The organism is Paucilactobacillus vaccinostercus DSM 20634, assembly GCF_001436295.1.
Taxonomy (GTDB): Bacteria; Bacillota; Bacilli; order Lactobacillales; family Lactobacillaceae; genus Paucilactobacillus; species Paucilactobacillus vaccinostercus.
Map to the genome: position 1 here is coordinate 193,735 of NZ_AYYY01000025.1, position 22,692 is coordinate 216,426.

19 protein-coding genes are annotated in these 22,692 nt (G+C 44.9%); 4 read left to right on the forward strand and 15 right to left on the reverse strand.

All coding sequences use genetic code 11. The annotated features are described in order from the left end of the window. Positions 1-33: 33 nt before the first annotated feature. From FC26_RS06165 to yicI, 6 genes are all read right to left on the reverse strand, one after another. Positions 34-1,020: a D-2-hydroxyacid dehydrogenase gene (locus tag FC26_RS06165; protein ID WP_057778794.1), complete on the reverse strand. Its 987-nt coding sequence runs from the start codon at positions 1,018-1,020 to the stop codon at positions 34-36. Positions 1,021-1,038: 18 nt separating this feature from the next. Beyond that, entirely contained in the window at positions 1,039-2,205 is a 1,167-nt protein-coding gene (locus FC26_RS06170; RefSeq protein WP_057778796.1) for an aminotransferase class I/II-fold pyridoxal phosphate-dependent enzyme, read from the reverse strand. Positions 2,206-2,362: 157 nt separating this feature from the next. After that, complete coding sequence (gene xylB, locus FC26_RS06175; RefSeq protein WP_057778798.1) at positions 2,363-3,865, reverse strand: xylulokinase; 1,503 nt, start codon at positions 3,863-3,865, stop codon at positions 2,363-2,365. A gap of 146 nt (positions 3,866-4,011) precedes the next feature. Then, positions 4,012-5,352, reverse strand: a complete 1,341-nt coding sequence (xylA, locus tag FC26_RS06180) for a xylose isomerase (protein ID WP_057778799.1) — start codon at positions 5,350-5,352, stop codon at positions 4,012-4,014. A gap of 239 nt (positions 5,353-5,591) precedes the next feature. Further along, entirely contained in the window at positions 5,592-6,779 is a 1,188-nt protein-coding gene (locus FC26_RS06185; protein ID WP_057778801.1) for an ROK family protein, read from the reverse strand. Positions 6,780-7,035: 256 nt separating this feature from the next. Beyond that, positions 7,036-9,303 carry an alpha-xylosidase gene (yicI, locus tag FC26_RS06190; protein ID WP_057778802.1) on the reverse strand — a complete coding sequence of 756 codons (2,268 nt, stop codon included), beginning with the start codon at positions 9,301-9,303 and terminating at the stop codon, positions 7,036-7,038. Positions 9,304-9,528: 225 nt separating this feature from the next. Between yicI and FC26_RS06195 the strand changes: the two genes are divergently transcribed. Continuing rightward, entirely contained in the window at positions 9,529-10,680 is a 1,152-nt protein-coding gene (locus tag FC26_RS06195) for an ROK family protein (protein WP_057778804.1), read from the forward strand. On the opposite strand, the gene FC26_RS06200 is transcribed toward FC26_RS06195, so the two are convergent. Next, a complete protein-coding gene (locus FC26_RS06200; RefSeq protein WP_083483765.1) occupies positions 10,664-12,130 on the reverse strand; it encodes a 6-phospho-beta-glucosidase in 1,467 nt (488 codons plus the stop codon). The two genes, FC26_RS06195 and FC26_RS06200, sit on opposite strands and share 17 nt — an antisense overlap. A 107-nt stretch (positions 12,131-12,237) precedes the next feature. Here FC26_RS06200 and FC26_RS06205 point away from each other — a divergent pair, with 107 nt between their 5' ends. Beyond that, positions 12,238-12,954, forward strand: a complete 717-nt coding sequence (locus FC26_RS06205; RefSeq protein ID WP_057778806.1) for a GntR family transcriptional regulator — start codon at positions 12,238-12,240, stop codon at positions 12,952-12,954. Next, positions 12,951-13,838 (forward strand): ROK family protein, encoded by an 888-nt coding sequence (locus FC26_RS06210; RefSeq protein WP_057778808.1) that lies wholly within the window; start codon positions 12,951-12,953, stop codon positions 13,836-13,838. The genes FC26_RS06205 and FC26_RS06210 overlap by 4 nt, the downstream gene beginning before the upstream one ends. A gap of 61 nt (positions 13,839-13,899) precedes the next feature. Here FC26_RS06210 and FC26_RS06215 read toward each other — a convergent pair whose 3' ends face one another. The 4 genes from FC26_RS06215 to FC26_RS06230 form a co-directional block, all read right to left on the reverse strand. After that, the gene (locus FC26_RS06215) at positions 13,900-15,315 is read right to left on the reverse strand and encodes a glycoside-pentoside-hexuronide (GPH):cation symporter (RefSeq protein ID WP_057778810.1); all 1,416 of its coding nucleotides are present in this window, start codon (positions 15,313-15,315) and stop codon (positions 13,900-13,902) included. A gap of 457 nt (positions 15,316-15,772) precedes the next feature. Continuing rightward, a complete protein-coding gene (locus FC26_RS06220; protein WP_057778812.1) occupies positions 15,773-16,237 on the reverse strand; it encodes a hypothetical protein in 465 nt (154 codons plus the stop codon). Positions 16,238-16,315: 78 nt separating this feature from the next. Next, positions 16,316-16,771 carry a universal stress protein gene (locus FC26_RS06225; protein WP_057778813.1) on the reverse strand — a complete coding sequence of 152 codons (456 nt, stop codon included), beginning with the start codon at positions 16,769-16,771 and terminating at the stop codon, positions 16,316-16,318. A 199-nt stretch (positions 16,772-16,970) separates the two neighbouring features. Then, positions 16,971-18,323, reverse strand: coding sequence for a sugar porter family MFS transporter (locus tag FC26_RS06230; protein ID WP_057778815.1), 1,353 nt, complete (start codon positions 18,321-18,323; stop codon positions 16,971-16,973). Between the two features lie 249 nt (positions 18,324-18,572). On the opposite strand from FC26_RS06230, the gene FC26_RS06235 reads away from it, so the two are divergent. Further along, the gene (locus FC26_RS06235; RefSeq protein WP_057778818.1) at positions 18,573-19,595 is read left to right on the forward strand and encodes an aldose epimerase family protein; all 1,023 of its coding nucleotides are present in this window, start codon (positions 18,573-18,575) and stop codon (positions 19,593-19,595) included. A 67-nt stretch (positions 19,596-19,662) separates the two neighbouring features. On the opposite strand, the gene FC26_RS06240 is transcribed toward FC26_RS06235, so the two are convergent. From FC26_RS06240 to FC26_RS06255, 4 genes are read right to left on the reverse strand one after another with little or no spacing between them, the layout of a single operon-like run. Further along, positions 19,663-20,322 carry an amino acid ABC transporter permease gene (locus tag FC26_RS06240; protein WP_057778820.1) on the reverse strand — a complete coding sequence of 220 codons (660 nt, stop codon included), beginning with the start codon at positions 20,320-20,322 and terminating at the stop codon, positions 19,663-19,665. 15 nt (positions 20,323-20,337) lie between these two features. After that, a complete protein-coding gene (locus tag FC26_RS06245; protein ID WP_057778822.1) occupies positions 20,338-20,976 on the reverse strand; it encodes an amino acid ABC transporter permease in 639 nt (212 codons plus the stop codon). Beyond that, complete coding sequence (locus FC26_RS06250) at positions 20,976-21,812, reverse strand: transporter substrate-binding domain-containing protein (protein WP_057778824.1); 837 nt, start codon at positions 21,810-21,812, stop codon at positions 20,976-20,978. Before FC26_RS06250 ends, FC26_RS06245 begins: the two co-directional genes overlap by 1 nt. Positions 21,813-21,826: 14 nt before the next feature. Next, positions 21,827-22,570: an amino acid ABC transporter ATP-binding protein gene (locus FC26_RS06255; RefSeq protein WP_057778826.1), complete on the reverse strand. Its 744-nt coding sequence runs from the start codon at positions 22,568-22,570 to the stop codon at positions 21,827-21,829. Positions 22,571-22,692: the final 122 nt, after the last annotated feature.

A 22,692-nucleotide genomic window follows, 5' to 3' on the forward strand; every position in this document is an offset into this window, starting at 1 on the left:
GAAAACTTGCGGGAAAATTACCAGACCATTAATCTAGTTCAACGCGTGGGGACTCTTTTGACCGTTCACAATCGTCACCACATCGTTCAACCCAATTTCCACAATGTTTTTAACCGCTTTGTTCGTAAAATAAGCTGAGTGAGGCGTCATCAGCACATTAGGCATTGCCTGCAATGTTTGATAATCTTGCGGGGTCTTCGTCGGATCCATCTGTGTCTCAAAGAATTCCGTTTCATCCGCAATTGTGTCAAGCGCCGCACCGGCAATTTCATGGTTCTGTAGGGCTGTAATCAAATCTTGGGTGTTCACGAGCCCCCCGCGAGCCATATTAATAAAGTATGCACTCTTCTTCATCTTGCCCAAAGTATCTTTGTTGATCAATTCACGCGTATCCTCTTTCAATGGTGTGTGAATCGTCACGATATCAGACTGGGTCAAAACGGTATCCAAATCCGTATATTCCAAGTAGGGTTCAAGTTCCACGTTATAAACGGGATCGGTTGCTAAAACCTTGGCCCCCAAAGCCGTATACAATTGTGCTGAGGCCCCACCAATGTGCCCCGCACCGATGATACCGACGGTCAAATCATGAATTTCCTGACTAATCATCCCGTTCCACCGGAAATCACCATTACTCATCCGTTGCTGGAAGTAACCAATATTACGGATCAAATACATGGCCTGCGTGACGCCCATCTCGGCGATTGCCCGTGGTGAATAAGCGGGAATGTTAGTGACCGTTAATCCATTTTGGGTGGCTAAATCCAGATCAAAAATTTCATATCCAACCATTCGTCCCGTCAGTTGTTTCATTCCGTACGAAGCGAGCTTTTCGTATACGATTGGATCTTTCACATCACTTGTTTGTTGCATATCGATCCCGTCGTAACCTTTAGCCAGTTCGACTGTTTCAGGGGTTAAGCGGTCTTCGATCTGGGTTACCTGATTCCCCGTTTTCTTTTCCCACGCCTCGATATAGGGCTTTTCTTCGGCGAGCACACTGTACATAATAATTTTCATAACCTTTAACTCCTCCTATTACGCTTTAAAATCAGCTGGGCTTAACTGTTTTATTTTATCGAACGCTGTTTTAATGACCTCTAGCGGCTGCGTGGCAGCAATTCTGACAAACCCTTCGCCGGCCTGTCCAAATGCCAATCCTGGAATCACAATAATTCCTGCCTTTTTCAGTAGCTGTTCAGCAAAGGTCACCGAATCAAGGCCCGTCTGACGAATATCCACAAACGCATAAATGCTCCCCTGAATCGGCGATACATCGAGCCACTCAATCTGGGCCACTTGTTCCTTGATAAAGGTCAGGCGTTTGGCAAAGGTCGCCGCAAACTCTGGAATAATCTCATCCGCATGTTGAAGCGCATACAGTGCCGCATTTTGGGACGGTGCGGGGGCAGAATACGTGATCCCTTCATTGACTAACCGGGCAGCTTCCGTGAGATATTCGGGTCCGATCAAATAGCCAATTCGCCAGCCCGTCATCGCAAAACTCTTCGAAAAGCTCCCCAATGTAATGACGTTATCGGGTGCGTAAGTCGCCATTGGTGTAAACTGATGATCTCCTAATAAGAAATCGGAGTAGACCTCATCGGCCATAATAAAAATACCACGTTCTTGAGCAAGCTGCGCTAACTGCTGGGCATCAGCAGGGGCCATCACATTGCCGGTGGGGTTATTCGGTGTGTTAATGATGATTGCCTTGGTCTTATCGGTAATCAGTTTAGCAACATCAGCGGGTTTAATCGCAAAGCCCTCCTCTGGCCGGGTATCAAGCATCACGGGGACCCCACCAACTACCTTTACCTCTTCGGGATAGGGTGAAAAGCTTGGTTCTGGCACAATGACCTCGTCACCGGGATTAATCAGTGCGGCAAGGGCAATAAACAGCGCGTGTGACGCGCCCACCGTTACCCGAATCTGGGGGATGGTAAACGACAACTGATACTTACTTTGATAGTACGTCTGGATAGCTGCCCGTAATTCTGGCAACCCGCTTGCTTCGGTGTAATGGGTCATCCCCGCCTTCGTCTTGGCGAAAGCTGCGTCGATCACTGCATCGGGGGTTTTGAAATCTGGATCCCCAATCGACAAATCAATTGCATCTTGTGTGGTTGCTGCAAGCGTCCCAATTTGCGCTAATAGATTTGGTGCCGGATGCTGATACCGGTTGGTTAAAATTGAACTATCCATAATGCCACTCCTTTATTATCATCAACTATTATCTTACGTATACTTTAATTCAATAATGATATTTATGCAATAAAAAACGTTAAATATTCATCATTATGATGTATTTAACGTTTTTTTGTATATTATCACGCATTTAAGTGAAAATTATCTTTAACGACTAGTATTTACGTCGGTAATCCAAAAGTTGGTGACTGACGTCTTTGGTGGCCTCATAAACTTGCTTATAGATTTGGTGCATTTCTCGATACTTCTTCACATTTTCAGCATCTGGTTCGTAGACCTTGCCGAAGTGAACAAATTCCTTGGCACAATCTTGCACGGTATCAAACCAGCCGAGACCGACAGCTGCTAACATTGCAGCCCCCATTCCTGGTCCCTGTTCGTTCTTCAAGCTAACTACTTTACGATTGAAGATATCGGCTTGAATTTGAAGCCAGAGCGGACTCTTGGCACCACCACCAATTGAAACGACGGTGTCAAAGTCTTGGCCCTTTTCTTCGAAGATATCCATAATATCAGCGAATGAGTAAATGATTCCTTCCAAGACGGCCCGTACAAAGTCCGACCGCTTATCCGTGCCATCAACCCCAATAAAGCTTCCACGGATGTCGGCGTCGGCATGCGGTGTCCGTTCACCCACGATATATGGTGTGAAAATTAATCCATTGGCACCGACCGTTGAGTCACCCGCCGTTGATACAAAACTAGTGAAGTCTTCGTTCGGGCCAAAGGTCTTCTTGAGCCAGCTTAAACTGTACCCGGCAGCTAATGTCACGCCCATCGTGTAGAACTTATCTGGAATGGCATGGTTGAAGAAATGCAGTTTGCCTTGATAGTCAACGTCCGAGTTATCCTCGTACTTGAGGACCACGCCAGAGGTCCCGATACTAGCCATGACCATGTTGGGCGCTAAGATTCCTGAACCCACGGCACCGGCAGCGTTGTCGGCCGCGCCACCGAAGACTTTTGTGCTGGTTGACATGCCAGAAAATAGTGAATAGCTTTCTGAAATATTGCCCGCATACCCGATTGATTCGATCAGAGGTGGGCACATTGAAACTGGGATGCCGAACTTGTTGCAGATGGTTTCACTCCATTGCTTCTTCGCAACATCCAGTAAGACTGTTCCGGCAGCATCCGAGTATTCCATTTGAATTTTTCCGGTCATCCGGTAACGCAGGTAGTCCTTGGGGAGCAAGAACGTTTTCGCCTTAGCAAAAATATTAGGTTCGTTTTCCTTCACCCATAAAATTTTAGGCAATGTGAACCCTTCGAGGGGCTGGTTCCGGGTAATGTTGATGTACTCGTCACCCATAGTCTCTAAAATTTCTTCCCGTTGCTTGGTCGTCCGGGTGTCATTCCACAAAATGGCAGGACGCAATACTTGGTTATTTTCGTCCAGTAAGACGAGCCCATGCATTTGACCAGAGTAACTAATTCCTTCAATTTCTTCCGGTTTGATTCCATCCTTCAAAATCAAGCGCACGATAGCCACCGTGGTTCCAGAAACCCAATCTTCTGGGTTCTGTTCACTGTAACCTGGTTTGGGGTTACTTAATTCATAATCGAAACTTTGTTGGGCGACGATATTCCCGTTCCGGTCAACGGCGGATACCTTAACCGCGCTAGTTCCTAAATCCACACCTAGTACGTAGCTCATATTAAATTCCTCCTGAGTTGAGTTGTGCAAACCAGATTACTACGAGAGCTCCAGCTTGTTTCACAGTTCTATTTCCATTATTTTGATCTTAACTAACAAAATGGAGGGTGGGTTTTGCCCATCCTCCACCTTGCTGAAGGCACTGATTATTTACCCAATACACTGACAATGTAGTGGTTAATGGTGTCTTTAACTTGTTCAAGATGATCTGAACTAGTTGCGTCACGTAGATCCTTTTGGGTCTTATCAAGTGAGTACTTTTCAAGGTCGGCAAAGGTTGCTTTACCGCTTTCGATGTCTGCACCAATACCACTCTTATATGAGCTGTACCGATCAGCAACCAAGTTCTCAAGTACTTTGTCTTCCTTCATCTTCATGGCAACCCGTAGGCCGGCAGCAAAGCTATCCATCCCGACGATGTGACCATAGAAGAGGTCTTCCGGTGCAAATGAAGAACGACGTGGTTTAGCATCAAAGTTCAACCCACCGCGAGGGCCAATGCTCCCACTCTCAACCACTTCGTACATTGCGGCAGTTGTTTCATAAAGGTTTGAAGGATATTCATCAATATCCCATCCAATCAACTTGTCGCCTTCGTTAGCATCCAATGAACCGAGCAAGCCGGCTTCACGCGCTGTCCGAATTTCGTGTTGATAAGTGTGACCAGCTAAGTTAGCATGGTTTCCTTCCAAATTCAGCTTGAAGTCCTTATCCAACCCGTATTCCTTCATGAAGGCAATGGTTGTTGCAGCGTCAAAATCATATTGATGCGTCGTTGGTTCCTTTGGCTTGGGTTCCAATAACATTTGTGCGTCAAATCCAATTTCATTCGCATAGTCCTTCGCCATATGGAACATCTTAGCTGCGTGTTCTTGTTCCTTCTTCATGTCCGTATTCCAAAGTGATTCGTAACCTTCACGACCACCCCAGAAGACATAGTTCTCAGAACCAACGCGCTTCCCAATCTCCAAGCTGTGTTTCAATTGAGCTGCTGAGTAGGCAAAGATATCTGCGTATGGTGAGGTTGCAGCGCCCGCCACAAACCGTGGATTAGTAAATAAGTTCGATGTGTTCCAAAGAACTTTCATCCCAGATGTCTTTTGGTAATCCACGATCTTGTCCACAATCTTATCCAAGTTCTGGTTGGTTTCACGTAATGTGTCGCCTTCTGGAGCCAAGTCACGATCGTGGAAGCAAAGGTAGTCAACCCCTAATTTGTCATAGAATTCAAATGCATAGTCAACTTTAGCCAAGGCTTGATCCATTGGATCCGTGTACTTGTCGTATGGACGAATTGCCGTACCATCACCAAATGGGTCAACTAAACGTTGGTCAAATGTGTGCCAATAGGCAACGGAGAAGCGTAGCCAATCGCGCATCTTCTTACCACCAATTACTTCATCAGCGTTGTAGTAATGAAAACCGAGTCCTGATTTTAAATCTCCGGTACCAACATAGGGTACTTTATCAACATTCCAATAAGCCATATTGAAAATAGCCTCCCATTGTTTAGTTTGTTGTGTCAACCAACTTACATGTCCTATTATAGTGCATCATATTTGTTTTGCAAGCCTTTTCATCAGGTTATTTACGACTTTTTCTGCTTAGTTTTTGTGAAATTCAGACCACGCCATCGTCTTCTGGACACTGCCTAAAATTTCATCAAAAAAAGGCGCCCTTTCCCACTACTCACGTAGCGCAGAAAGTGACAGCCTTATGTCACAAGCTAATCATCAAATGCATTGCTTAAATCAAAATTAAACTTCAACCGTTGATTCGACATCTTGAGCGCCAGATGGGTGACAGCTGAGCAGCCGCCAAGCAACGATGCATACTTAGCCCCCTTCAACATGCGAATATCCGTGTTCCCATTTTCAGGGAGCCGGTTATACTTATCCACAATCATCGGGAGTAGTTGGTCAATGGTTTCGATTAAGTTGGAGCTCAGGTAGATCGTATCCGGATTATAGCTGACGGCGGCATTATAGACGATCATGGTGATGTAATCCCGAAAATCATCGATAGCCTTCACCACGATTGCATCATCTTGCGCGTATAGCTCGGCGACTTCATCGAAGTCGAGGTGCGTCAGCCCCTTTTGTTTCTTCAGCAGGTCAATGATTGCATCTTGGGATGCGTAATTTTCAATTTTTTCGACCTTACCGGGATCGGCAAAAACCGTTGGGTAAACCGCCCGGCCAATTTCGCCGGCTTCCCCTTGCTCACCACGATAAATTTGATGGTTAATGATGATCCCAGCACCAATCCCCTTGTGAATACTAATGACCACAATGTTATTCATGTTATGTTCATCGTCATCTGAAAAATCACGTTGGAAGACCGCTACCAAGTTAGCTTCGTTATCGACAACGATCGGCACGGTGAATGTCTGAGTGAGCTGTTCGTAAATGGAAACATCTTCCATATCGATAAATGGTGAGTAGGTCACTTGGTGTTGATAAACAATCCCGTGAACCGCCACGGAGATGCCGAGTAGGCCCTTCACCGTACCAGGATCTTCAAACGCCCGCACTGACTTGATGATCAATGCTAATATTTGGTGAATATCAGCGCCCTCAGTTTCAAACCGGGCGTACTTGAACGCCGTGCCATCGAGGTAGTTCGCCATCATATCTAGGTGATGGTAGCCAATATCAAAGTTGATCGTATATCCGTATTGCTGATTGACTTTGATCATAACTGGCTTACGGCCACCAACCTGTGTACTTTCACCCTGCCCCATTTCCATGACTAATTGTCGATCATTTAGGTCGTTGAAAATGGCTGAAACAGTGGACTTGTTTAATTTTAAGTTCCGTGAAATTTGAATGCGTGAAATCGGTCCTTCAACAAAAATTTGGCGCAAAACCGATTTTTCGTTCAAGTTTCTAATGCTCTGCTTATTTAGTGCCATTTTCCTGTATCCTCATTTCAAAAAAATTTACCCATTTTATGGCTTTAATTATATCACAGTCAAAATCATTGTAAACGCTTTCTGACTTTTTATTCAGGAACAGCGCAGTGGAGAACACTATTAATAAAATCGTTGAATAATAAAAAAAGAGTGCGATAACCACTCGGTTACGCACCCTTTCTCTTCATTTCATTATATATCTTGTTCATTCAATCAGTTCGTCACTGGCCCACAAGAAACGGGACTATGAAACCGACTAGATGTCGAATTCGCCGACCTTTTCTTCAGTTACTTGACCTGCTTCATGAACTTTAACCGTGACATTACCATTGAGACCATCAGCAACAACCGTAAAGTGCTTACCATCACGGGTGACCGTTACCTTCGCTGCGTCTTGTCCATGATCATCAACAACTTTTTGCTCAGTTGTTCCTTGAACCATGTTGTACAGGTGAATAGTGACATCCTTGGTATAGTCGTAATCAGCGTGTTGTGCTGCTTCATTACGAACCAAGATACTATTTTCACGAGCTAACAATGGTAAGTTCAGGTGATCGTACGTTTCTGAGAACCAGTTACCACCATCGGTCACATCGTAATACTGTTCCGTTAAGACGTTCGTCCACTTGCCGGCTGGTAGGTAGTAGTTGGCTTTGCCTTGATCGTTGAAGATGGGGGCAACCAAGAGCTTGCTACCAAGCATATATTCCTTGTCCAGCGTGTACGCATTCCGGTCCTTCAAGTATTCCATGAAGACTGGCCGCATCAATGGGGTTCCGGTTTCTGCCGTGTGAACCGCTTCGGTGTAAAGGTATGGCATGATCGACAGCTTGAAGTCCACAAACTTCCGGGTGACATCGACCGCTTCATCATCGTAGTTCCAAGGCACCCGGGCTTCAATGCTTCCATGGTACCGACTGTGTGATGATAACAAACCAAACTGAGTCCACCGTTTGTAGATATCAGGGGTGGCACTTTCCTCGAACCCACCAATATCATGGCTCCAGAAACCAAATCCTGACATCAAGAATGATAAGCCACCACGCAATGAATCGGCCATTGAATTGTAACGTGACAGGTTATCACCACCCCAGTGAACAGGGAACTTCTGTGACCCGACAGTTGCGGAACGGGCAAACAAGACTGCTTCATCTTCACCCTTTTCTTCTTTCAATAGATCGAAAACGGCTTCATTGTAAAGGTAGGTGTAGTAGTTGTGAATCCGTTTTGGATCAGATCCATCGTAGTACACGGCGTCTTCGGTTGGAATCCGTTCACCGAAGTCCGTCTTGAAGCAATCAACACCCATATCGAGTAAGGCCTTTAATTTGCTTTGATACCATTTAGTAGCTTCGGGATTGGTGAAGTCGACAATCCCCATGCCAGCTTGCCAAAGATCCCATTGCCAAACATTACCATCTTTGCGTTTGATGAAGTACCCCTTTTCGGCTGCTTCCTTAAACAATGGTGACTTTTGACCAATGTATGAGTTAATCCAGACACAAACCTTGACGCCCTTATCGTGGATCTTCTTGATCAACCCTTCTGGATCTGGGAACATTTCTGGATCCCATTCAAAGTTGCACCATTCAAAGCCCTTTTGCCAGAAGCAATCAAAATGGAAGACATCCAACGGAATATGACGTTCTTGCATGCCGTTGATATAGCCCATAACAGTCTTTTCACTATAGTCAGTCGTGAATGACGTTGATAGCCATAGCCCAAATGACCAAGCTGGTGGCAAGGTGATCTTCCCCGTCAAGCGAGTATAACGGTTCAAAACTTCCTGTGGGGTTGGCCCATAAATCACAAAGTATTCGATTGATTGTCCTTCAACGCTGAATTGGACCTTGTCGACATCTTCAGAGGCCACTTCAAACGAAACGGTTTCTGGCTGGTTCACGAATACTCCGTATCCTTTGCTACTTAAGTAGAATGGAATATTCTTGTAGGCTTGTTCACTCCCAGTCCCACCATCTTTTTGAACAATGTCAACTTCTTGACCGTTCTTAACAAATGGTGTGAACCGTTCGCCCATCCCATAAATGAGTTCATCGACGTCAATCGATAACTTCTCACGCATGTAGTGCTTCTTGTCGCCCGTATCGGTAATTTCACCTTCGGACTTAGGTTCTGACTTCGTGACAGTTTCACCATCGGCTTCGAATTCAATCTTGAAATCCTTCCGAACGGGTAACTTCGCCGTTAGTGGGCCAGAAGTCAGTGAAATTTCATCATCACTGGTTTTGATATCCACATCCGGGTTTTCATCAGATAATTCGTAACTAGGACCCTTAGTCAGCTGATCAAAGTGAACGAGCTTAACGCCAATCACCCCTTCAACTGGTGATGACAACTTCACGGTCGTCATCCCTAAGTTAAGTTCATCATTACGAGTTGTAATTTTGTTGTACGGCGCATATGCGATCAATTGCTTGCCATCAACTTTGTAATCAAAAACTTCCTGTGGCGAATTGATCTGATATTGCGGTCGAGTGAGCCAATAACCATCTGTAAATTTCATCTTAATCTTCACCTCTCAAATTTGTTTGAAAAGTTTGTTTTCAAACTATGCATTTATCATAGCTTCATTCAGTTCAAATGTCAACGCTTACATTTCTTTTTTTGTAATCTTGTGTCCCCTTTCATCCCTATCCTAATTAAGATATAATAACTTCAAATATCAATCATTGTACTGTTAGTTATCGTGAGCGATATTGCTAACTAAAATTCTTTGGGGGAATAGGAAATGGTTATCAAAAAAGACACCATGAAAAACGCCAATAACCGCTCCGTTTTTCAGACCATCATTAATAAAGGCCCCATCTCTCGTAATCAAGTATCACAAGAGTTGGGGCTTAATAAAGTTACGGTTTCAAATATTATTAACGACCTCATGAAAGCTAATTTCATTACCAGTATCGGCGAGGGGCAGAGCACCACGAGTGGTGGCCGGCGGCCAGAACTCGTGCAATTAAATGCCAAGTTTGGCTTTGTGGTTAATTTTAGTGTCACTGACGATCAAATTGAGATTATGTCAAATCAGTTTGATGGGAGGACGTTAGAGTACACAGTTACCCAGTCAAAGGCCCAGACCCTCCAACAACTCTTTCAAAATATTTGTGACAGCATTGCCGAACTACCGGACTTTGAAACCCAAAACGGGCTCTGTGGCATCTCCATTGCCATTCCGGGGTACGTCTACCGGGGAAACATTATCGACTCTCCGTTCAAAACAGTTGGCAACTTCAATTTACAAACTGCCCTACAAGAAAAGTTTGAGGTCCCCGTCGTCATCGAAAACGCCTCTAACCTTTCCGCCGTTTTCGAACAGGACTTCAGTCAACAAGAACTGGTCAATATCATCTCGTTAACCGTCGGCAAGCACATTGGCGCGGGAATCCTCATTAATCGGCAACTCTATAAGGGCTACTTTGGGCGAGCTGGGGACGTCGGTCACATGATTTTTAAAGACGACTGTCAAAACGTCCCCCTGTCACAGCTCAAGCCAATTGAAACTGAATGGTCTGAACAACGCGTTCTTGAAAAACTTCAGGATGTTTTAGGAAAGGACTTTTCCCTCAAAGATATGGCACAAGCCTATACTCAGCAAGATCCCGGTGTCACCAAGATTCTTGACGATTTTTGTTACCACCTATCCTTGATCGTGAACCATTTGATCATCTCGTTTGATCCCCAAATGATCTTCTTTAACTCCGAAATCATCAATGAGTTGCCGGACCTTCTGCGTGTCATTCAGCTCAACTTGTCCTACATGCCCCTTGTGCCGCCCCTCGTTTTTTCCAAGGATGTCCACTTCTCCGCGCTACTGGGCGGTTGTTCACTCGTGATTCATAACGTGCTCAACATGGAGCATATCCGCCTTATTCTTCATCACTAGTATCAGTTGCGAGATCAGCGCCACGCGACGCAATTACCTTTTGATACCAATAAAACGAATCTTTTCTAATCCGTTTGAGACTGCCGTTGCCGTGATCGTCTTGATCCACATAGATCATCCCGTAACGTTTCTTCATTTCACCGGTGCTAGCTGAGATCAGATCAATGTGCCCCCAGGGTGTATACCCGATAAGTTCAACGCCGTCTTCCACGACGGCTTTTTCCATTTGGAGGATATGGTCATGAAAATAGTCAATCCGGTAAGGATCATGAACTTGACCATCGGCAGTCAATTGATCATAGGCACCAAAGCCGTTTTCAACAATAAACTGCGGTTTATGCCAGCGATCGTTCATCCAATTCATGCCATAGCGGAGCCCCACAGGGTCGATTTGCCAGCCCCAATCTGTTTTTTCGAGGTGCGGATTATCTACTAGATCCCGTGCTTCATCAAAGAAGAGTTCCTGTTCCCCCCCTGCTTGGGTGGCAAACGACATATAATAACTGAACCCGATATAATCAACGGTTCCGGCGCGTAGTGTCTGTCGATCTGCCTCGCTAATCTCAATTTTATAATCATGCCGTTGCCAATACTTCAGCAACCATTGCGGGTATTGTCCCAGCGCTTGGACATCCCCATAGTAGTAGCGTGTCTGCATAGCCCGCTGTGCTTTCAACACATCAGCCGGCTTAGACGTTAGCGGATAGATCGGACACATCGCCACCATCGCCCCCACTTGGAGTTGATCGTCAATTTCATGGGCCACTTGCACCGCACGGGCACTTGCGACAAACTCATTATGCGCTGCCTGAAACATTGCTTCTTCCCAGTTTTCATCATCCGCAAGTATTAATCCTGAGTTTTGTAGCAGATGATGCGGATCGCGCCAGTTGGTTTGATTATTAATTTCATTAAACGTCATCCAGTACTTCACTTGGTGATGGAACCGTTCGAAACAGACCCGCGCAAAACGTTCAAAAAACGTAATCAACTGCCGGTTCTGCCAGCCTCCATAGGCCTTTACCAAGTGATATGGCATTTCAAAATGAGACAGCGTCACAACCGGCTGAATGCCATTACGCAAGCATTGTGCAAATAAGTCCTCATAAAACTGTAATCCGGCTTCGTTTGGTTCCTCCTCATCCCCATTCGGAAAAATACGGGTCCAAGCAATCGACGTCCGGAAACAGTTGAGCCCCATTTCAGCAAATAACTTAATATCTTGTGGATACTGATGATAAAAGTCAATTCCCCAGTGATTAGGATATATCTTTCCGGGTTCCACCGTCTCCGTCACAACACGAGCCTGGTTCTTATCACCACCGGTCATGACGTCCGCGATACTGATGCCCTTCCCACCGGCTTGCCAAGCACCTTCAAGCTGGTGAGCGGCGACTGCACCACCCCATAAAAAGTCCTTTGGCATTTGGTATCCCTGCATTTGTTTCATTTGTTATAGCCTCCACGTTTAAACCGTTTTCATTATGTGTTATTATAACTTGTAGGTACAAGTTTAGCAAGGCCTTTTGAATATCAATTAGTTGGGAATGATGAAAAATGTATCACGATATTGCAGACGATATTATTAAACAAATTAATGAGCAAACTTACGTTGATAAACTGCCCAGTGAAGCACAACTGACCGATCACTATCAGGTTAGTCGCAACACAATCCGAAAGGCGATCGATGAAGTCTGTCAGCAAGGGTTGCTCCGCCGGGTTAAAGGCAGCGGCTACTACATTAACCAGATTACTATGCATGACGCCCCCGTCGTTAATCTCTCATTGGGGGCCGGGAAAGCCATGCGCGCTGTCGATTCTCACCTCACCTCGACCGTGCTAGCGCTGGAAGACGTTCTTGCCAATCAGTTTCAGGCCAACCACCTCCACATTACAATTGGTGAGCCACTGATCCACGTACTCCGGTTACGCCAGTTAAACGGCCAGCGCTACTGCATAGAAGATAGCTACTACCTCAAAACACAAGTTGCTCAACTAAGCCTGGCCGATGCGCAACAGTCAATCTTTCATGCCGTTAAGCGTGATTATGACATTAGTGTCAACAATGCCGAAAACTACATCAGTGTCACCACTCTGAATGACCAACAACGGCAGTTGACCGGCATTCATGACGATCATGCCTTACTGACCCTGACGCAAATTAACTACTACGGCAATAATATCGCCTTTAACCTTTCGACGACTAAGTTTTTCAACGCGGATCTCAACCTTTACTTCCACTCCTCTCAAACCTTCGGGGGTGACAGCAAATGAGCAAGATTGCACTCATCGATGTTGGGGGGACCAGCATTAAGTTTGGTACCTGGGACGGCCATGAGCTCGCCAAAACTGGCCAATCAACTACTCCAGCTACCCTGACTGAGTTCTATCAAGTTTTGCAGATGCACGTTAACCTCCTGCAACACCGTACCCCCATCGCCGGCGTCGGGATTAGCATTCCGGGATCCGTTAATAAGCAGACCGGCCAAATTGAAGGTAAAAGTGCCATTGATTACATTCATGGCTTTGATATCCAGTCGGCATTGACCCAACAACTACACCTGCCCGTTACACTCGAAAATGATGCAAACTGTGCTGCACTGGCGGAACTAACAGACGGTGCTGGCCAAGATGTATCCAATCTGCTCTTTATGATCATTGGAACTGGGGTCGGCGGGGCTGTCATTATCGATAACCATATTTGGCATGGCAAGCACCTGTTTGGCGGTGAATTCGGCTACATGCTCGTTGATGACCACCATATTCTTAGCGACATCGCCTCACCGGTCAAAGTGGCCCGCCACTTCACGAAGCGCCAAGCCGACGGCCACATTTACAATGGCAAAGAAGTTTTCGATCTCGCCGAAAGCGATCACCCACTTGCAAAGCAGGAAGTTGATCGCTTTTACCGAGTTCTGGCACGGGCAATCTTCAACTTACAATATAGTTTTGACCCAGAAAGAATTGTCATTGGTGGGGCAGTCTCCAATAACCCCGAGCTCCTACCGCGGCTTAACCAAGAAGTAGCGGCCTGTCGTGACGCCAGTAAGATCGGCACGATTCTTCCCTCGCTCACTACTTGCACTTATACCGATGCCGCTAACTTGCGCGGGGCCGCAGTTGATTTCCTCGCGACTTATCCTAATGCACTCCACTAAAAAACGATCATTCGTCAATTGCGAATGATCGTTTTTTTTGAATTATATTATGGTTGGCTGATTACTTTTCGTCGTCATCCTCTGCATTTTCACGTGCATGTTTAACGGCTAAGTCACCGAGCATTTGTTTTTCAATTCCGTCAACTTTGTAGAAGGCAAGTGCTAATCCTGAAAGGGCGAAACCTAATAGTGGTACCCAGATGTAGTTCAATTCGATCCCGTGTAAAGCAGTTGCGGATTGGGCGTGGTTGGCAACGTAGCCAGTGGCTGAAAGAATCCAACCAGTGATCACACCACCAAAGCCCATTCCAAGCTTGGCACTGAAACTTGAGAAGGAAGTTACAATCCCTTCGGCACGAACCCCGTTCTTCCATTCACCGTAATCAACGGCGTCAGCAAGCATAACGGCGATCAATCCAGAAACATAACCAGTTCCTAAGTAACCAATGATCGTAGCCACGATGATGATGGAAACGCTCAAGTGAGCAGCGCCCAAACTCAATAGCAATTGACCAATGCAGGCTAGGATCATTCCACCAAGCATGGTATTACGTTTCCCAATCATCTTAGCAGTCCAAGGCGTCAAAACAACGGCAATCAGTGACACGAATTGTAAACTCAATACGAATGATGATAAAGCAGTGTTGTGCATATTGTACTTGAAGAAGTAAACCGTAACTTGTGAACGCGTCTGCATCCCCAACCAGTAGATAAAGTTGATGAAGATGATGATGGCCCATGGCCAGTTACTCCGCAATGCCTTAACCGCGGTCTTAATCGGAATTGACTTCCGTGAACTCTTGGTTTGGACACGTTCTTTAGTATTTTTGAAAACGATTCCAAAAATAATTACAACAATGATGGCCACAATGAGTGCCCAGATGAACCAGCCACGCGCACTAGTTGTTGAACCACCACCAAATTTGGCAACCATGGTTAAGGTGATCCCAGTAATAATTGCGGCACCGGCAGTTCCCATGAATTGACGAATAGTTGATAGCACAACCCGTTCTTGGGGATTACTTGTTAATGATGGCAAAATCGAAGTAATTGGAATATTAACTGCTGAATACAAAACATCAACACCAATGTAAGTAATGTAAGCCCAGATCAACTTACCGGTTAAACTTAAGTTTGGTGTGGTGAAAACTAACACACAGAAGACCGCAAATGGAATTGAGAACCATAACCAGTAAGGTCGACTCTTCCCAAAACGAGTATGTGTGTGGTCAATTAAGATCCCCCAAATTGGTCCATCAACGGCGTCAAAGAACCGAGCAACGAAGAATAACGTTCCGACAGCGGCAGCACTGATCCCAAATGTATCAGTGTAGAAAATCATTAAATACGTCCCAACCATTTGGAAGGACAGGTTACATGCAAAATCACTTAAACTATATGAAAAACGCTCATTCCACGGAACCATGTTTTTTGGTTTCTGTGGTGCGCCCTCAGAATTTGAAATCTTTTGATCCATAACTAGCACCTCTCCGTAAAAAAATTAAACAACCATAATAAATTCAATTTCCTAACTGCGATTATATTGTAATCGGTTTCATTCGTCAATGGATTTTTCCGTTTTTTAGCGACTTTTTTTGCTTTTTCTGCTACTTTTAGTTGAGGCCTTTGATCATCATTATTTCTAATAATCGTCTCAAACGTTGTTATATCAGTGTTTAACTTGTACCCACAGCATTAAAAACATCTTTTAGATATAAGTAATGCCTCACAGGGCTATAATTTACTTTTATTAGTATTTTTTGACCTTTAAAGTCATATACGAGTCTCACGATTTACCGAGTTAGTTAACTTTATTTACAAACCCGTTTAACGGCACTCAAACATCACTCACCAAACTTCATGGTTTCCAATTAACACGTAAAAAAGCCCTGAACGACCAGCGTTCAAGGCTTTGGTGATCCTGTAGTTTTGATTTACTCGTAGTTCCCCTTAATCACGAAATAACTGCCGCGGATCGTTCCGGCCAGCTTCGACCGTTGCCGGGCGAACTTAAACTTGTCTACTAGTGGTGCGGGGATTGCCATTCCATCGGACAATTTCAACCCCACCGCCCGTTTGCCACCTTCAGCTAGCGTGTACATCACATTAATACTCAACCCATCAATATAAAAAATATAGGTCATTTTGATTCCTGCGACTTCAAACTGTGAAACTTCCAGTGGTTGGGCCGAAATACTGATTTGTTTTTCTTTCAGAATCTCAGCCACATAAGCCACAATATCAGGGTGCTCAGCCGCCGGTTCCGTCACAAAGGTGTGCTGATACTTATTCCAAAAATACCGGGCCTCATTAGCCCTTAAACCGGCCAGTGCGGGTGCAACTGGTGACTGGGTCAAGCCAACTTGATCAACAGTCTTAAAATCAACCGTATAACTCATCGCGACGCCTCCACTTACTTTTTGTAACGTCAGTATGTCATACCATTTCGACGTTGTAAAGGCCTTCTCAGTCGGCATTTAATTCGCTTTAACGATGACCACATCTTCATCAGCGTTCGCCACGATGTACGCCGCGGTGGAACCAATAATCATTCGTTCCACCCGATTCAGACCAGTCGCCCCGACAACGATCAGATCAGCATGCTCACGACGAGGGAGATTAACCGCTAATTCTTCTTTGGCACTACCGTAATAAACTAACGATGAAACACGCACACCGGCTTCTTGAGCCTGTTGGACACAACGATTAACAAATAGCTGCAGTTGCTGTTGCGATTCATTTACCATCTGCGGTGACAGCCGGTATAATGAGGCACGCCCCGTTGCCAAATTCGCAAATTTACCGTCATTTTGGACGGCGGCAATCAAAAGAGCTGCATCGCACCCCGCAGCTATGTCAATTGCCCGAGACAGGGCTAATTTAGCCTGTGATGAGCCATCCACGCCAACTAGAATCTTTTGATATCGTTTCATTGTCAGTTCCTCCTCATATCTAGTGATTGACCCCAGTCTATCAATTTTTTCGTGAAAACGCCACCAATACAAGATCAGGCGTTATGGTTTCACAGTCAAGGTTGAAGGTTCCCTGTTTGTTTTGATTCAGCGACTAAAATAAACACGTCAAAAAGAGACTGGGATTTTCCCAGTCTCTTCGTTTATTGCTATTTAATGCTTAGTTTTTAGCAGCAACACCGGCACGTTCGTCCAAGTAGCCTTCGATTTGTTCCAAAGACTTGCCACGAGTTTCGAACACACCTGAGTGAACGAACCAAATAGCCAGAACACACAATACCCCATAACCGATAAAGAGTTTCTCTGTTCCAAGTGCAGCCAATAATGTTGGGAAAGTCAATGAAACGATCATGTTAGCGCCCCAGTTGAACGTCCCACTTAAACCAACACCAAGTCCACGAATGTTCAATGGGAAGACTTCACCAATCATAACCCACATTACAGGGCCCCATGTTGCTGAGAAGAAGGCGATGTAAACCGTCAAGGCAATCGCAGCGATGTAGGCTGCGGTCATTGAGTTGTGTGAGTAGTGCATTGCAATCCCTAATGTGAATAGCGAAGCCGCCATCCCCAACGCACCGACAATCAGCATTGTCTTACGGTTAACTTTATCCATGATAACCACGGCAATCGCAGTCACGATCACGTTAAAGATCCCGATCCCAATGTGGGCTAACAGCGCTGCAGAAACCCCAAAACCAATATCAGTAAAGATCGTTGGTGCATAGTAAAGCACCGTGTTACATCCCATGACTTGTTGGAATACCGCTAAGCCAAGGCCAATAATTAATGCTGGACGAGCAACTTTAGAGAAGACATCTCCCCAGCCACCCATTTTAATTTTTGCTTTTTCTTCAATGTCAGTCAATTCGGCTTGGACTTGATCCGCATTCCGTAATTGCCCTAAGACACCACGAGCTTCGTCCACTTTACCAACCCGAACTAAGAAACGAGGACTTTCAGGTAAGAATAAACCACCAATAAACAGAATTGCGGCAGGTACTGTCGCAGCAGCTAACATGATCCGCCAGCCTGAATAGAGACCTGACCATGCGTAGTTAGTAACGTATGCTAAGAAAATCCCAGTCATGATCATCAATTGGTTCAAACTTGAAAGGGTCCCACGCATTTCAGCAGGTGCAACTTCTGACAGGTACATTGGTACCATCGTTGAAGCACCACCAACGGCGATCCCCAAAATAAACCGGAACAAAACTAATGACCAGAATCCCATGGCTAGCCCACAACCAAGTGCCCCAATAAAGAAGATCACGGCGGCGGTCAACACCATCTTTTTCCGACCAAACTTGTCACCCAGAGGTCCGATCACAATCGCACCAACCAGAGCACCTAACAAAACACCTGAAACAATCCAACCTTGTTGCCATGTCCCCAAATGCAATTGTTTTTGAATAAACAAGATCGCACCTGAGATAACACCTGTATCATAACCAAATAAGATTCCGCCTAACGCACCGAAGAAGTAGATAAATCCTCTAGATACTTTATGCATGATACAACTCCTCACTTTGCAATGTTTTTTTAGTTCAGCACAGTGACAGATAATTGAAATAATTGCTTAGTTTGTTTGTGTGCTCAACCAACTTACAAGAATCATTATAAAAGGGCTTACACTATTTTGCAAGCGTTTTCTAATAAATTTTTAACAACCGCTTTCTTTGTTTTGTTTACGGGCAAAGCGTGCTAAAATTGTCGTAACGGTTAAATATGGTTGAATAAACTTTTCTGGAGGCATTTATTAATGAACATTTCAAAAAAGGTATTTGGCGAACACGAAGGACAAACGGTTGATGAATACACATTAACAAACGACAACGGGATCAGTATTTCAGTACTGACCTTCGCTGGTCTGTGGCGTTCATACACTGATGGGAAGACCAACCTACTCTTGAGCGCTGACGACCTCGAAAACTACACAAACAATCCCTTCTTTGCTGGGCGGATCATTGGCCGGATTGGCGGTCGTCTTAAAGATGGTCAATTCTCATTAAACGGCAAGGATTACCAGGTTGACCAAAACGAAGGCAACAATAACTTACATGGTGGCGCAAATGGATTTGCTAACCAAGTTTGGGATGCTGAAACTAGCGAAGATGCTAACGGCGTTTCATTAAAGCTTAGCAAGACGTTCACAACGGCCATGGACCAGTTCCCAGGTAAAATGCCCACCACGGTTACCTACACACTAGCCAACGACAACTCGGTAACAATTGACTTTACCGCTACTAGTGATGAAGATACCCTCTTCAACCCAACGAGCCATGCTTATTGGAACTTAGGCGACGCGGATACAACGGATATCTTAGCCCACACATTCCAAGCAAACGCCGACTCACATCTTGAATTCGATAGCGAAAAGATTGCGACGGGTAACCTGCTCGACAATGCTGGAACCCCATTTGATTTCAGCCAACCAACGGTGTTCAAGGACGCCATTGACGGCATGCAAAACACCACTGAAAAAGGCTTTGACGACATTTTGGTTGTGAAGCCAAGTGCCGACACACCAGTCGCAACCCTTCGCGACCCGGCCAGTGGTCATTCACTGAAGGTTTACTCACAACGCAACGGGTTGGTCGTCTTTACCGCTAACTCATTTGACGATTCAATGACTTACAACCGTGGCGTTGGTCATCCTTGGGAAGCAGTCGCTCTGGAAGCCCAAACGCTGTCAGACACGCCACACCATCCAAACTTCGGTGATGTCACCCTTCCTGCTGGTGAAACAAAGTCATACCAAATTAAGTTCGAAGGTCAATTTTAACTAATTAAAAGTTCAAAAAAAGGAACTGCGATTTTAATCAATCACAGTTCCTTTTAATTTTACCTTTTTATCTGTACGACATTCTCTTGTCTAAGTACTTGGCCAAGAGTGATAGGGCATAACAAACAATAAAGTAAAGTACGGCCAACGCAATGAACATCGGGATGATGTAATTGGTGTTTTGTCCGTAAATAATTTGCGCATGATACATCATTTCTGGTAACACGATGATCGTAGCCAGTGACGTATCCTTCACAAGTGAAATAAACTGACTCACTAGTGCCGGAATCATATTCTTCATTGCCTGTGGCAAGATCACAATTCGCAGTCCTTGCCAGTAAGAAAGACCGTTAGAAAGCGCCCCTTCCATCTGACCGGAATCTACCGCCACAATCCCAGAACGCACAATTTCGGCAATCATCATTGATTCGAAAACCGTCATGGCGAGAATTGCAGCCTCAATAATGGCTGGCTTAAACCCTAAGTTCGGTAATCCAAAGTACGTAAAGAAGATAATCAGCAGCAATGGCAGGTTCCGAATTAAATCGATAATGAAACCGACGATTGCTGAAACGTACTTGATGTTGGCATACCGAATAATCCCTAAGATCGTCCCAAAAATATAACTTAAAATAATTGAAGCAACTGAAACTTCGACCGTTACCCATAGTCCTTGAAGCAGGTAGCGAATGTTGATCCATGAATACGCGTCAATAAAGTTTTGCATGGTTCACTACCTCCTTTAGGCTAATTTCTTTTCCAGATAACGCATGTAGTAACTCAACGGCATCGTGATGACGAGGTATAAAATCCCCACCACGAAGAACGTTGGCATGGTTTGCAACGTATTGTTAGCGATCATATTTCCCTGATACATCAGATCAAAACCAGCCACGAAGGCCAGTACCGATGAATTTTTAACTAGGTTAATAAATTGGTTGCCCAGTGGTGGAATGACAATCTTGAACGCCTGTGGCAATACCACGTAACGCATTGATTGCCAGAACGTCAGACCGTTGGACATGGCGCCTTCCATTTGACCAGGATCCACGGATTGAATCCCTGAACGAACCGTTTCGGCGATAAACGCTGACGTATAGATTGTCAGCCCAATCGTCCCAGCCGTAAACCCGTTAATTTTCGTGACGTACAAGGGAATCACAACGAAGAAGAACATGGTAATTACCAGCAGTGGAATATTCCGGAAAACTTCCACGTAGATATTACCAATCACGCGCATGATCTTGTTTGGCATGATTTCAAAGATCGCAAACAACGATCCAATAATCAGGCTAAAGAATAACGCGATGATACTACACAATAATGTTCGGCCAAGCCCTTCGAGCAGTAACGGCCACTGGGTCGCAAAAATGTGAATCATTAGCGTTTCATCTCCTCATAATTAAATCCTTGAACGTTCCCGAACCACTTCTTCAAGATGCGGTTGTAAGTCCCATTCTTTTCGAGTGTCGTCAGCGCCTTGTTCAACCGGTGACGGAACTTGTCTTGGCCTTTATTGACCGCAATTCCGTATGGTTCCTTCGTGAAGGAACCACCGACAACGGTGTAGCCCGGATTTTCAACGGACATCCCATATAAAATCCCGTTATCAGTCGTTAAGGCTTGTCCTTGTCCCGACTTCAACGCTGTCAATGCCTGAGCGTAATCGGAAAGCTGCAAGACTCTTGCTTTAGGTGCATACTTGGCAATATTTTCCACCGAGTTTGACCCCGTAACCCCGAGTACAACGGAACCAGACTTATCCAAATCCTTCACGCTCTTAATGGGACTGCCCTTTTTCACGAGGATGGCTTGCCCAGCGTTAAAGTACGAACGCGTGAAGTCGACTTGTTTAGCCCGGTCTGGTGTGATGGTCATTGTGGCCATGATTGCATCAATGTTCCCGTTCCGAAGTAGCGGCACCCGAGTTTGACTGGTTACCGGCACAAAGATCGCCTTCCCATTCTTACCCAGGATTTCTTTTGTCATCGCCTTAGCCAGATCAATTTCAAACCCTTCAACCTGGTTAGTTTTCACATTCATTAGTCCAAAGAGCTTCGTGTCGGCCTTTACACCCCAGGTAATCGTATTCGATTCCTTATCGGCCTGTAACACGTCTCGTTTAGATAGTGCTGAATTCGAACCACAAGATGTCATCAAGATCAACAACAGTGCGAGTGCAGAAAACAGCCCCATGAAGCGTGTCAATTTTTTCATGGCTGTTCCCTCCCCTATTTGTGCACAATAATCTTGCTTAAGAATTGACGAGCACGCTCGTTGCTTGGTTGACCATCAAAGAAGGTTTCCTTACTATCATCTTCCAAGATTTCACCGTCAGCCATGAAGATCACCCGATCGCCAACTTCACGGGCAAAGCCCATTTCATGGGTAACCACCAGCATGGTCATATCAGAATCGCGAGCAATATCTTTCATAACGTTCAACACATCATCGATCATTTCAGGATCCAATGCTGATGTTGGTTCATCAAATAACAGACACTTTGGCTTCATGGCCAAACTACGCGCGATCGCAATCCGTTGTTGCTGACCACCTGATAATTGACGTGGATAGCTATCAGCTTTATTAGCTAAGCCCACCTTATCTAATAACTTCATCGCAAATTCGCGATTTTCATCATCTGGGCGCTTCAAAACAATTTTGGGCGCCAGCATAATGTTTTCTAACACGGTCTTGTTGGCATACAAATTAAAGTGTTGGAATACCATTCCGACATTTTTACGGATCTTGTTGGGATCAGTTTTCTTATCAGCTAAGTCATAGCCGTTAACAATCAGCTGACCTTTTTGAATGGGTTCCAACCCATTAATTGTACGAATCAGGGTACTCTTACCAGAACCAGATGGTCCAATTAATACGACGGTTTCACCTGCTTCAACAGTTAGATTAATGTTCTTGAGTGCATGGAAATCGCCATAGTATTTTTGAACATCATGAAATTCGATCATTGACATACGAATATCCTCCAAATTTTCAAGATTATGTGAATATTAATTTAAGATTTCGTCTCTAATTTAATAAACATTAAGTTAAATTTTAGAACAATTTTAGAATCCCGTCAAAGCATTGCCCCTCT